A 13584-nucleotide genomic window follows, 5' to 3' on the forward strand; every position below is an offset into this window, starting at 1 on the left:
GATGATGACTTTTCACGCCATCGGATTGATGTCCGGGACCAGCGTAGACGGTCTTGATATCTGCTTTGCAGAATTTAAGAAACAAGAGACGACCTGGACCTTCAGGATCCTGCAGGCAGAAACCATCCCCTATTCTTTATTCTGGGAAGAGAAGCTGAAAGAGGCTATTCATCTTTCTTCTGAAGAACTTTTTGAACTCAATTCTGCCTATGGTTTTTACCTTGGAAAAGAAGTGTCAGATTTTTTACGGAAATACCGTCTGAAAGATATCGACCTGATCGCATCTCACGGTCACACCGTTTTTCACCAGCCACAGAAAAAATTCACCTTACAGATCGGTGACGGAAGAGCAATCAGGATAATGACCGGCTTGCCCGTGATCTATGATTTCAGAACGCAGGATGTTCTGATGGGCGGAAACGGAGCCCCCCTGGTGCCGATCGGTGATGCGCTTTTGTTTTCTGAATATGATGCCTGCCTTAATCTGGGAGGTTTTTCAAATATTTCTCTACAGGTTAATCAGCAAAGAGTTGCTTTTGATATTGCGCCTGTGAATATCTTACTGAATTATCTGGCCAGTGATCTTCATAAAAGTTTTGATGAAAATGGTGATCTTGCCAGAAAAGGAAAAGTTATTCCGGAATTATTAACACAGTTAAACGCACTCGAATTCTACAGTCGGAGTCATCCTAAATCATTAGGAATCGAATGGTGCAACGAGTACATTTTCCCTAAATTAAGCGGAATAGCTACCCTCGATCTTCTGGCTACCTGTACCGAGCATATCGCCCTTCAGATTTCAAATGTTCTCAATCAATATCCTATTTCGAACGTACTTGTCACCGGCGGCGGCGCTTACAACACCTATCTTATTGAAAAAATAAAATCCAAAACTGCTGTTGAAGTAATCATACCGGAAAAAGATATTATTGATTATAAGGAAGCTTTGATTTTCGCATTGATGGGTGTTTTAAAGCTGAATAATGAGATCAATGTTCTTGCCTCTGCAACAGGAAGTCCGGAGAATCACAGTTCAGGAATTATTGCATAAAAAAACCTTCATTTCTGAAGGTCTGTGATCTTATTTATAAGCTTCGATCTTATCCGTTAAAGTATTGATAAAGTTCTGTAAGGGTTTTTCCACCATCATTTTTATAAATGGATTAAACTTCCCTTCAAATAGCATCTGTACTTCAGTCTGGCTTTCATTAAGAGGATTTAAAGTAGCCGTTAATGAAAAATCCAGGCTTGAGCTTGCAGACTTCAAAACTGCTTTCTCATCATTTACCTCATCTATTTTCAGAGCAATTTCCGGCATTCCCTGTAGTCCGAATTTAAATCCGTCTTCTCTGGTTTCAAACTTTTGAAGGCCATCCGGCATAAACTCTTTGTAATTTTCCGGAGATTTTAAGAGTTCGCTTAATTCTTTAGCTGATTTATTAACAATAATCTTTCGTCCTTCTAAATTCATTTTTTATTTTTGTATTTAAATTCTTAATTCTTACAAATGTATAAAGTTTTTGTGAACGAAAAAAAATTATTACTGTCTAAGCAGTCTGAAAATCTTGAAAAAACTTTTGGATACGAAGACGTTACATCTTTGGAGATTGCTTTGGATCTCTTAGAGAATACATCTGTAACGGAATTGAACGTATTTGGTGAGCATATCGATGCCATATGGACTGAATTTCAGGGGCTTTTCAGAATTATTGAAGCTGCAGGCGGGGTTGTAAGTAATCCTGACGGAGATATTCTTTTCATCAGAAGACTTGGAAAATGGGATCTTCCGAAAGGGAAAATGGAAGCGGGAGAATCGCGTGAAGAATCTGCCGTAAGGGAAATTGAAGAGGAAACAGGTTTAAAGGATGTGGAACTGGTGAGATTTATCAATACTACTTACCATATTTACGTAGAAAGAAATGGCGATAAAGTGTTGAAATGTACCCATTGGTTTGAAATGAATTTCGATGGAGAAGATACCTCAAAACCACAGACCGAGGAAGGTATTACGGAAGTGGCATGGAAAAACGCCGCTCAGATCGAAGACGAGGTTTTCCCAAGCACATTTCAAAATATAAAGCTGATCATCAAAGAATTCCGGAATACAAAGATCAGATAAAGCCGATCGCTTTTTCCAGAGCAATGCCCCGTGATCCTTTTAATAGAATATTTTCAGACTGAATTTTGTTCGTTTTAAGATATTCTATTAATTGTAAAGTATTTTCAAAAGATGTTTCTGACGCATTCACGCTTCTGAAATTTTTTCCAACGGTAATAATCCCGTCAAAATTGAGTTCGCGGCTTAATCTGAGGACATTCTGATGTTCTTTTTCGCTGTCGTCCCCTAGTTCAAGCATATCTCCGATAATAATAGTTTTGGAACCTTCAAAAGTGATAAAATTCTTCAAAGAAGCCACCATCGAACTTGGGTTGGCATTGTACGTATCCAGTACCAGGGTCTGGTTTTCTTTTTTGACAATCTGAGAACGCATATTGGTAGGCGTATACTCTTCAATAGCCTGCCTGATCTTTTCAAAATCAATTCCAAAATGCAGGCCCAGACTTGCTGCGGCACACAGATTGGTAAAATTGTACTCACCGGTCAGCTGAGAAATAGCTTTCGTTCCCTCGTAGCTTAATCCCACAAAATGTTCTCCAGAAAACAGCCCGAACTGATAATCTGAACTTTCTTTCCCAAAGGTAATTTTAGGGGAATAGCTTTTTGTTTTATCTGCCTGAATAGCATCATTTTCATTAACCAGAATAGTCTGCGCATGACTTTCCAGATACTCATACAGCTCAGATTTTCCTTTAATTACTCCTTCAAATCCACCGAATCCTTCCAGGTGGGCCTTTCCAAAGTTGGTAATATATCCGAAATTGGGCTGGGCAATACTGCATAAGAGCTCAATTTCCTTCTGGTGATTGGCCCCCATCTCGATGACTGCCATCTCGTGTTCCGGCTTTACAGACAGCAAAGTCAAAGGAACCCCGATATGATTATTTAAATTTCCACTGGTATATTGTACGTTAAATTTCTGCGAAAGCACAGCATGGATAATTTCCTTCGTAGTCGTTTTCCCATTACTTCCTGTGAGTCCTATTACAGGAATCCGAAGCTGCCTTCTGTGATACACGGCAAGCTCCTGTAAGAATTCAAGTGTTGAACGTACATAGAATATATTTCTGTCTGTATCTTCAAAATCCTGCTGTTCCACGATGACAGCCAATGCTCCATCTTCAATCGCTTTACCGGCCTGGGTGGCAGCATTGAAATTTTCACCTGAAAACGCAAAGAAAATATCGTTCTTATTAATCTTACGGTTATCAATAGTGACCTTCTCTGACTGTAAAAATATCGGGTAAAACTGTTCTATATTCATAGTCCAAAAATAAAAAAACCTTACGGATTACGTAAGGTTTTCTATAAGTATTTTTTTGATAATATTATCTTCTCGTTCTTGCTTTGTCGCTTGCTCTGGCGTCCTGAGCTACACGGAATCCGATCCATCCGTAAGCTTTGTTCTGGTCTTTATATCTTCTTTGTCCCGGATCCAGCCAATAAGCTGTATCCTGCCAGGATCCCCCTTTAATAACTCTGATGTCATTCGTCATTGAAGAAGTTCTTTCTTTTCTGTCTTTCTGTAGAATTACTTTACCTGCAGCATCTACGATGAAACGTTTCTGAGGCGCATTGTACATATTCTCACTGCTGCTCACAGAGTCCGAAGTACTTCTGTAATCTAATGAAGACTGTCTGTCACCATCTCTGTAGTTTCTGTAGTCTGCTATGGTTTCTCTTTCAAACTGACCCGGTAAGTTCTTATAAACCAATCTTCCGTCAGCTAAAGTATCGTATTTAATGTTGCTCTCGTCTACCATCTTGTAAGTTCCGTCTCCGTTTCTTACGATTGCCTGAGGCATATTTCCTCGGTAATAGTTGAAGTCACTGAAATCTTCATCGATGATCGGTCTGTAAACATCTGCAGTCCATTCAGAGACGTTGCCATACATTCCGTAGATTCCAAGGTCATTGGATGGATACTGTCTTACGTCTGAAGTTCTTGCAGACCCGTCATTTTTCCAACCGGCAATACCTGAATAATCTCCTGTACCCATTTTGAAGTTTTCAAGGAACATCCCTCTGTCTCTTCCTTTGGTTCCTCTTAACAATTCGATTTCAGGTTTTTTACCCTGATACTGGTTGTACTCTCTGTTTTTGGCCATCCCCAAAGCTGCATATTCCCATTCCACTTCTGTAGGAAGTCTGAATTTCTGCACCATAGCACTGCTTGGAGACCTGTTTGCTGACAGCAGTCTCTGATTGGTAGTTTTGATACCGTTCTTCTGCTGCATTCTTTTTTCGTTTATATAACCTTGCATTTCAGGATCATTCGATTTGAATTTATCCATATTAAATGCCGTACCTCCCTGATTGTTTGATTCGTTGATATACAGATCTTTCGCGATGATACCGGCCTGCATTAAAGCCTTTTCGTTTGCTCTGTCTGTTAACCACTCGCAATATCTGTTAGCCTGAGTCCATGAAACCCCTACTACCGGATAGTAATCGAATTCCGGAGAACGGAAATAGGTTTCGTTGTAATCATTTCTGGATAATTTGTTATCCCATAATAAGGTATCCGGTAAAGCACCGTTGTAGATTTCCTTAAAACTAGGATCACTTGGTGGGAATACGTACTTCAACCATGTAAGGTATTCGCGGTATTCGTAGTTAGTAATTTCTGTTTCTCCGATAAAGAATGAGCTTACCTGCATTCTGCGAGGCGAGTTATTCCAATCATGCATAACATCATCTTTCACTAATCCCATGGTAAAAGTTCCACCTTCTACATATACCATTCCCGGCCAACCTTTCTGCTTTTGTTGCTTTCCTGCAAAAAACCAACCTTGTTTTTCGTTTGGCTTCCAACCGGTCTTGCTGACAAACTTTTTAGTACCGCCACCTTTGTTGGTACCTCCGCCGCCACAACTGGTTAATGCAAGTGTAGAACTTAATGCTATTAATGAAAACAACTGTAGTTTTTTCATAGTCGATATAAATATTTTCAAAGTACAAAGAAAAAATAAATTATTCAATAAATCAAATAAAGATTGATTTTTTTGAAAAACGTTAACAAATTAATTTTATTGTATCGCAATTTAATTATAAAATTTTCATTTATTTTGTAATTTAGAAATTTCAAAAATAAACATGAGACAAAAAATTACGATTTTACTCCTAATCAATTTCGTGTCAATGATTTACGCCCAAAGAATCTCTATCGAATGGAGCGGATCAAAAGTTCAGGACTTTGGTGATACAAAATTGACACTTCCTAATATTAAAAATGAAGGACTTTCGTTCAGCCAAAATAACATTTTTATACTAACCAAGCAAAAAATCGGAGAAAGACAGATAAAAATAACCAACCCGGTCTGGGAGAACGTTTCCGCCAGAGATCTGTATGATCTGAACAAGGATCTTTTACCGGAACGCGACATCAGTGATGTTGATTATTATTATTTTGAAGGGGATCGATACGCCAGCATTAATGTTTCTCTGTTAAAAAGAGTAAACGGAAGGGCTCAGCGTTTATCTTCTTTCGAAATTTCAGAATCCGGATCTTCCATCAGTAATTTCAGCACAGCTAAAGTAGGAACCACAAACAATCCTCTTTCCAGCGGAAATTTTTATAAAATAAAAGTCGATAAATCCGGAATTTTCAAAATAACGGCTCAGTTTCTGAGTGCCAACGGGATCAACCCTTCTTCTGTAAACCCAAAAAACTTCAGAGTTTACGGAAACGGGGGCATTATGCTTCCTGAATTTAATCAGGATGCAAAATACAGTGCCCTCCAGGAAAATGCCATTCAGGTCGTCGGTGAAGATGACGGCGTATGGAATGATGGAGACTACGCGCTGTTCTATGCACAGGGACCGGACGGATACAACCTTTACAACAACGATAACGGTAATGGCTTCAAGAGATCTGAAAACAGAAACGATTACAGCAATAACGTCAAAAATATTTACGAAGATTTTTCATACTATTATATTAACTTCGATAAAGGTCCGGGAAAAAGAGTTCAGGCAGTAGATGTCAATCTTCCGGCCACTCCCCTTATTACCAGGTATGACGATTATCAGGTTACCAATATCGACCAGAAAAATTTATTAAAAGTAGGACGGATCTGGGTAGAAGACACGCCTTTCACCAGTCCGAAGACCATTACCTTCAATACAAAAACACCCATTCAGGCAGGCGATGTCGTAAGGTACAGAACACAGGCCATAGGCTTTAAATCGCAGCAGAACAGTCTGGAATTCAATATTAATAACCAAAATCCTATTACGGTAGTGATACCTGCCAATACAGCCAATTCCAACTACGACTTTTATCTTTCAAGATATGCCGGAACCATCTCAAATCTGAGCGGTACCCAGATTACATTTAATTACAAACCCAATATCACCGTAAATCCTAACGGAACGTATTATTTTGATTATGTAGAAGTGCAGTATAAGCAGAATCTTACATTCAACGGGACTCAGATGAACTTCAGAGATTTCTCCCTGCTGAGCGGAAGCAACACAAATTATGGTTTTAGTGTTTCAAATGCATCGGGAATGGAGCAGATCTGGGATGTTACCGATATTACGAATGCTAACAGAAGGGTGAATAAGGCAGCGGGAAACGCTACTTTTAATTTCGGATATATTGCCGCAGATCAAAATTTCAACAATGAATTTGTGGCTTTTAAAAATGATGCCGCCTTCAGTCCTCAGTTTGTAGGCCGGATTAATAATCAGAATCTTTCCGCATTACAGAATGTAGACTATCTTATCATCACCACTCCTGAACTGATGGGTCAGGCACAGAGAATGGCCAATTACCATCAGACAAAAAACAACTATAACGTACAAATCGTTGATACGGATAAGATTTATAACGAATTCGGGAGCGGAAGCAGAGATCTGACAGCGATCAGAGATTTTATCACCAAATTAAATACCCCCCTGGGAACTCTGAAATATGTTCTGATCGTCGGCGATGCTTCTTATGATTACAAAAACAGAATTTCCAATAATTCTAATGTGGTGTCCAGCTATGAAAGTGAAGATTCTGCGGATTATATCAATTCTTTCGTAACGGATGACTATATCGTTATGACCAAGCCGCAGACATCAGCTTCTCTTTCGAACAATATGCCTGATGTTCCGATCGGAAGAATTCCTGCAGCCAATAATACGGAAGCCGGTAATATGATCGATAAAATCCTGGCGTATTATAATAATATGCCGGGACAGTCTACTCCATTTGGAGAATGGCGTATGAAACTGGATTTTGTCGTAGATGATGATCACGATGAATCTCCGAGCAATCCTGTTCCTTTCCATACGGTAATGAACAATACGCTGGCAGATGTTTTTGAACAGCCCGGATCTACTCTGCTGAGAGAATACAACGTAAGAAAACTGTATCTTGATGCTTTCCAGGCACAAAGTACCGCAGGAGGACAGCGCTATCCGCAGGTAAACCAGGCGATTTCCAATGATATCGGAAACAGTCTGTACCTGTTCTATTTCGGGCATGGAGGGATTAATGGCTGGGCACAGGAAAGAGTGCTGACAACAGATGAGATTCAGAACGCCAACAATTACTCGAACGTATACAGCAGATTCCCTTTTGTATCCACCATCACCTGTGAGTTTACGCTGTGGGATGAGCCCGCAACATTCTCTGCAGGAGAGCAGTTTATGAAGCTGAAACAGGGAGGACCTGCTACCATGATCACTTCAAGCCGTGCGGTGGGTATCGGTTACGGTATTGATTTTACCAATCTTTATACAAAGGAGATATTCAAATTAACGGGCGATGATTTCAATACATTAGGAAATGCCCATTTAAATGCTAAAAAATTAAAGCCGGGAGATTCCAACCACTTAAAAGTAAATTTACTGGGTGACCCCGCCATGAAATTAAGCAGACCTCAGAGATTAATGGTCATTGATAATATTGAGACTCCGGTTCCCGGATTAATCAGAGGACTGGATTTCGTAAAAGTAAAAGGTCATATCAATAATCCGAACGGAACGATTAATACGACCTTTAACGGAAGAGTGGTGATTAATATTTTTGATAAAAGGTTAAACAAAAAAACATTGAATAACGACGGTAATCTTGCCGTTTTAAATTATACAGAAGAAGGAAGCGCTATTGTTAAAGCATCGGGAACTGCTGTAAACGGGGTTTTCAATGTAGAATTTTATGTTCCGAAAGATATTAATTATGCCGTAGGGGAAGGCAGAATATTAGGATATGCGGATAATAAAAACTTTGACGTATTTAATAACCAGGCCGTACAGGTGGGAGATATTAACCCTAATGGGATTAATGATAATGAGCCGCCAAAAGTGAAATTGTACATGAACAATACCAACTTTGCAGAAGGCGGAATCACTGATCAGAATCCGACGCTGCTGGCCTGTGTTACGGATGATACGGGAATTAATTCCACAGGATCTGGTATCGGTCATGATATTACTGTATATTTGGACGGTCAAATCATTAACACCGTTGTATTGAACGACTTCTATGCTTCAGGTGAAGGAAACGGATGTTTGAGTCCAAGTTTAGCAGACTATCAGAAAGGGAACGTTACCTACCCTTTCAGGAATTTAGCGATCGGTCAGCATCAGTTGACATTTAAAGTTTGGGACATAAACAATAATTCGACAACCTCTACGTTAAACTTTGAAGTTAAGAATGAGGCCGATCAGCATCTGATCATTAACAGACCTTTAAACTGGCCGAATCCTTTTACCAATAAAACGTACATCCAGTTTGAACACAATTGTGATGATATTCTGGATGTGAATGTTCAAATTTATACCATAACAGGGAAACTGGTAAGAACTTTATCTCAGCCGGTGGTCGCAGAACCCTTCCTACAGGGCTTCAGAACACCACGCCAGGCAATAGAATGGGACGGAAGAGATGATTTTGGGTCGACAGTAGCAAAAGGTACGTATATTTTTAAGATATTTGCAAAAAGTCAAAATCAAGAAAAATGCAAAGGAAGTGCTACCGCTATAGAAAAAATGGTACTTTTGAAATAATTTTAAAATAATAATACTAAACATATTAATAAAAAACTGATAATATATAAAAGACAACATATGAATTTAACTACTAAACTGCTTTTAGGAATTGGGTTAGGTGCTGGTTTTTTAGGCTACGCTCAGGATCTGAGCCTGGTAAGACCAGTATTGACGGGAGCTCCCTTTTTAAGAATCGCGCCGGATGCAAGGTCCGGAGGTATGGGAGACCAGGGGGTGGTAACCTCACCTGATGCATTTTCTCAGTTCTGGAATGCTGCGAAATATCCTTTTAGCAGAACAAGTTCTTCCGTAGGATTAAACTATACTCCTTACATGGGAAAACTTACCAATGATGTGTTTTTGCTATATGGAGCGTTCCATAAATTCTTAGGGCAGGAAGAAAGATCTACCATCTCTGCGAGTATCTATTACTTTAATATGGGGGAAGTAGACCTTACTCAGTTAGTAGGAAATGATGTAACTTCCATGGGTACCTCGAAACCAAACGAATTCTCTATTGATATTGCTTATGGTCTTAAACTTTCAGATTCTTACTCAATGGCCGTTACGGGTAGATATATCCGTTCCGATTTAGCCGGAGGGTTCAACACAGATACGACCCTTAAGCCTGCTAACTCTTTTGCGGTAGATATTTCGGGTTATTATACTTCTCCAAAATTTTCAGGTTTAGGAAATATGGATGGTAAAATAAACGCCGGTTTTGCCGTTCAGAACCTTGGTCCGAAGTTGGATTATACAGGAAATGAAGAATCCAGATCTTATCTTCCGACCATGGCCAGATTAGGGGTAGGCTATGATATGTACCTGGATGATATGAACCGGGTTGGAATCAGTGTTGAAGGTTCTAAGATCCTAGTTCCGGGTTCTGAATTTGTAGGAATGGATCCTAATACAAGACAGCCCATCTATGCGGTGCCTAACGTAGGTGTAATACAGGGTATTTCAAAATCGTTCGATAACAAAAACTCTATTATGTATAGCGGTGCGCTGGAATATTCTTATGACAATGCCTTCGCAGTGCGAACAGGATATTTTCACGAAAGTGAAGAGCAGGGAGCAAGACAATTTGCTACGGCGGGTATTGGCTTAAAATACCGTTCTTTCGGATTGGATATTTCTTACCTGATCAATATGTCTAAAATTAATACTGCTTTGGATAACACCCTTCGTTTCGGTCTTACCTGGAATATCGGTGATGAAACCTCTAATGTAGATTATTAAAAATATATCTTCTCTGATACAAAGCCTCATTTTATGGGGCTTTTTTGATTTACTCCACACTCAGTGATCTGAATTTACTAAAAGCAGACCTGTCATTTGAAGCTCTTTTCGCTTCTCTCCTATCCTTGGTTTCAGCCTTCCGGAATCTGCCCGAAATCTTTAGCTGACATCTTGCCCACAGCCAGAATGTATCATTTTAGTGCCGCAATAAATCGACTGCTTATAATGACTGTTCACAATTCACATTAAAATAAAATTCAATACCCTAAGATATCTCTACAAAAGTCTTATTTTTATAAGGCTTTTCTATTTTCTATAAGTATTTTTGCAATATGAATTATTCCGCGGAACTCAAAAAATTCGTAACCAGCCAATATGTATATTCTGCCATCAGGATTACATTGGCTACTGTTCTGCCCTGTCTGGTCCTCGCCCACTTCGGTATTTTAAAAGAATATTTTCTTTTCCCCCTGGGAACCAGCTTTGTTGCTCTCACCGATCAGCCGGGACCGTTTATCAGAAGAAGAAATGCACTTACCTTTGCTATTTTCTGTTTTGTCTTCGTAGCGTTCATTGCCAGTATGGTCATGCATGTGAAGATTCTGGTTTTTGCGGAGATCATCATCTTCGGAATGTTCTTTTCATTAATTGGCGTGTACGGGCAGAGACTGGCGGCAGTAGGCTCACTGTCTCTAGTGGTGATGGCCATATTCATCGACGGGCACCTGACGGGAGCCGATATTTTTAAAAGCTTACTGATTTTTGCATCAGGATGTATCTGGTTTCTGCTGATATTTTTAATTGTTACTACCATTCAGCCTTACAAACTGGCAAGCCAGATGATCGGTGAGAACTATCTTCAGCTGGCCGAATTTTTAAAGATCAAGGCCAATTATTACGAAAAAAATCCGGACTTCGACAAACTGACTACGCAGGTAATTGCCAAGCAGATCGAAATAAAAAACCTTCAGGAAGAAACCAGGGAAACGGTGTTCAAAACCCGGGTCATTGTGAATGAATCCACCACGACCAGCCGTTTGCTGATGCTGATGCTGCTGAATTCTATGGATCTTCATGAGAAATTAATGACCTCGGAAAGTGACTATGAAAAACTTCAGAAAAGTTTTGAGGATACGACCATCCTGGTCAGTATTCACGATTATCTGAATCTGCTGGCAGAAGAAATGACCAATATCGGAATTTCTCTCCAGATTGGAACAAAAGCCAGACCTGTTTATGATCTCGATGAAGAACTGAGAAATTTGAATCATCATTATTTCGAACTCAGAAATAAAAAAATCTCTCCGGATAATTTTGAAAATTTCATGATTCTGCGCCAGATCTTAATGCGCATTAATGAAATCACCAAAGAGATCAATGAGATTTATAAAGTTTTTTCACAAAACGTAAAACTGGCAAAAAGCCTTTCAACAGGATTGGATTTAAGGAAATTCATGCCTAATGAAGAAAAGCTGAATTTCAGGGTTTTAAGGAATAATATTTCTTTTTCTTCCTCCCATTTTCGCCATGCACTGAGAATTACCATCGCTTTGCTGATAGGATACTCCTTTTCGCTGTTTCAGTTTTTAGGGATCGGGCACACCTACTGGATTCTGATTACCACGGTCGCTATCCTGAAACCGGCCTACTCTATTACCAAAAAAAGAAATCTTTTGCGGCTATACGGAACCATTGTCGGGGCGGTCATTGCTTATGGAATCCTGCATGTCATCCATATCAATGCCCTGCTGTTTGGTATTTTGCTTTTAAGTATGGTCATGTGTTTCAGTTTCTTAAAGGGGAAATACTTTTGGGCCGTACTGTTCATGACCATTTATGTATTTCTGAGTTTTAATTTTTTAAGCCCGGGCAACATCGATATTATTTTCAGAGACCGGATTGTTGATACGGTTATTGCAGGTTTAATCACTTCTTTGGTCGCTTATATTGTTCTTCCGGTCTGGGAGCACACTCAGAATCTTGATCTGATGAGAAAATCGGCTGAATGCAATTTGAGTTATTTTCAGAGTGTTATTGCTAAGTTTCTGGACGAAAAGCACAACCTTGAGGATTATAAAGTAAAACGTAAAAATGCTATTATCTCCCTGGCCAATCTTTCGGACAATTTTCAAAGAATGATTTCCGAGCCGAAAAATCAGCAGAAAAAACTGGAAGTCGTTCATCAGTTTGTGGCCACTTCTCATCTGGTGACTGCTTACACCGCTTCTCTTTCGCAGTATGTGAAAGATAATGAAAAATATCCTGAGATAGATGCTGAAGGCTGGAGCAAAAAAATTGAGGCAGAAATGCAGCAGGTCTCCAATCTTCTGAATGGTGATACCATAAGTGAGGTTCTAAAAATGGAAAGCCGCATCGAACCTGAAGATTCATCACTTGAGGATCTGATCCTAAAAAGAAAAACCGAACTCATAGAAAATGAAGGGTACGACAGAAGAGATCCGGATAAAATATCTCATTTAACAGAACTTAAAAATATTCATGACGTTCTTGAGCTGATCTATGATGTTGCCAAAGAACAGCGAAAGGTAATTGAAAATTATAAAAACGAGTCTAAAAATATGACTACTGCAGGAACAGCTACTCTTCAACAATCGTAAAACAGTAGTCATCGAAAAATTCTACCCTGGCCTTGAATTCATCAGATATATGGTCGTCATACACTCTACACTTAATATGATGAAGATGTTTTAATTCAAAAGGTCTCACGTCATAATGTTTTTTCAGTGACCAGTGTTTGGAATGATGAATTTTGTACATGCTTTCCTTTACACTCCAGATGATGGTGTAGTAAGTCACTTCATTGTCAAAGGGAATAAATCCTCTTTCATTTTCGTAAGTGAACTTGTCAATAACCCGTAAAATTTTGGGATTAAATTTTTCAATATCGATTCCTATTTTGCTTTTGGAAATCGCAATTGCAGCAAAAGGAAAAGAATGGGTAATGGAAATTTCTGCATCTTTGGGCGATAAAAACGGTTCCCTGTCTTTATATAATATTTTGGAATCCGGCTTCAGACCTTTCAGCAGTTTACGGACCATTAATACCTCCAGTAATTTTTTCGGATGATAATCTTTTACTTTGTCGGCATTTTCAGGCTCCAGAAGCTCATGAATATTCAAATCTTCCTTCTCATCGTATTTCCATACAAGAATGGTGGCAGTATCATCTGAAAAATCGCGGTAAAGAGGCATGGATATATTTATGATACAAAATT

General features: G+C 39.2%; 9 protein-coding genes. 5 read left to right on the forward strand and 4 right to left on the reverse strand.

Translation table 11 applies throughout. The features are described 5' to 3' along the window. Nucleotide 1: 1 nt before the first annotated feature. The gene (locus ODZ84_RS07665; protein WP_266176392.1) at nt 2–1051 is read left to right on the forward strand and encodes an anhydro-N-acetylmuramic acid kinase; all 1050 of its coding nucleotides are present in this window, start codon (nt 2–4) and stop codon (nt 1049–1051) included. Nucleotides 1052–1081: 30 nt separating this feature from the next. On the opposite strand, the gene ODZ84_RS07670 is transcribed toward ODZ84_RS07665, so the two are convergent. Beyond that, entirely contained in the window at nt 1082–1471 is a 390-nt protein-coding gene (locus ODZ84_RS07670) for an SRPBCC family protein (protein ID WP_266176393.1), read from the reverse strand. A gap of 36 nt (nt 1472–1507) precedes the next feature. Here ODZ84_RS07670 and ODZ84_RS07675 point away from each other — a divergent pair, with 36 nt between their 5' ends. Then, nucleotides 1508–2119, forward strand: coding sequence for an NUDIX hydrolase (locus tag ODZ84_RS07675; RefSeq protein WP_266176394.1), 612 nt, complete (start codon nt 1508–1510; stop codon nt 2117–2119). On the opposite strand, the gene ODZ84_RS07680 is transcribed toward ODZ84_RS07675, so the two are convergent. Together ODZ84_RS07680 and gldJ are read right to left on the reverse strand one after the other, a co-directional pair. Further along, complete coding sequence (locus ODZ84_RS07680) at nt 2112–3383, reverse strand: UDP-N-acetylmuramoyl-tripeptide--D-alanyl-D-alanine ligase (RefSeq protein ID WP_266176395.1); 1272 nt, start codon at nt 3381–3383, stop codon at nt 2112–2114. The genes ODZ84_RS07675 and ODZ84_RS07680 overlap by 8 nt on opposite strands. A gap of 64 nt (nt 3384–3447) precedes the next feature. Next, entirely contained in the window at nt 3448–5052 is a 1605-nt protein-coding gene (gldJ, locus tag ODZ84_RS07685; protein WP_266176396.1) for a gliding motility lipoprotein GldJ, read from the reverse strand. 163 nt (nt 5053–5215) lie between these two features. Between gldJ and porU the strand changes: the two genes are divergently transcribed. From porU to ODZ84_RS07700, 3 genes are all read left to right on the forward strand, one after another. After that, nucleotides 5216–9124, forward strand: a complete 3909-nt coding sequence (porU, locus tag ODZ84_RS07690) for a type IX secretion system sortase PorU (protein ID WP_456298824.1) — start codon at nt 5216–5218, stop codon at nt 9122–9124. Between the two features lie 60 nt (nt 9125–9184). Then, complete coding sequence (gene porV / locus ODZ84_RS07695; protein ID WP_266176398.1) at nt 9185–10348, forward strand: type IX secretion system outer membrane channel protein PorV; 1164 nt, start codon at nt 9185–9187, stop codon at nt 10346–10348. Nucleotides 10349–10680: 332 nt separating this feature from the next. Next, nucleotides 10681–12966, forward strand: a complete 2286-nt coding sequence (locus tag ODZ84_RS07700; protein ID WP_266176399.1) for an FUSC family protein — start codon at nt 10681–10683, stop codon at nt 12964–12966. On the opposite strand, the gene ODZ84_RS07705 is transcribed toward ODZ84_RS07700, so the two are convergent. Beyond that, on the reverse strand, nt 12947–13561 hold the full coding sequence (locus tag ODZ84_RS07705; protein WP_266176400.1) for a 4'-phosphopantetheinyl transferase family protein: 615 nt from the start codon (nt 13559–13561) through the stop codon (nt 12947–12949). The two genes, ODZ84_RS07700 and ODZ84_RS07705, sit on opposite strands and share 20 nt — an antisense overlap. Nucleotides 13562–13584 lie beyond the last annotated feature (23 nt).

Origin of the sequence: Chryseobacterium fluminis (assembly GCF_026314945.1) — a bacterium.
Taxonomy (GTDB): domain Bacteria; phylum Bacteroidota; class Bacteroidia; order Flavobacteriales; family Weeksellaceae; genus Chryseobacterium; species Chryseobacterium fluminis.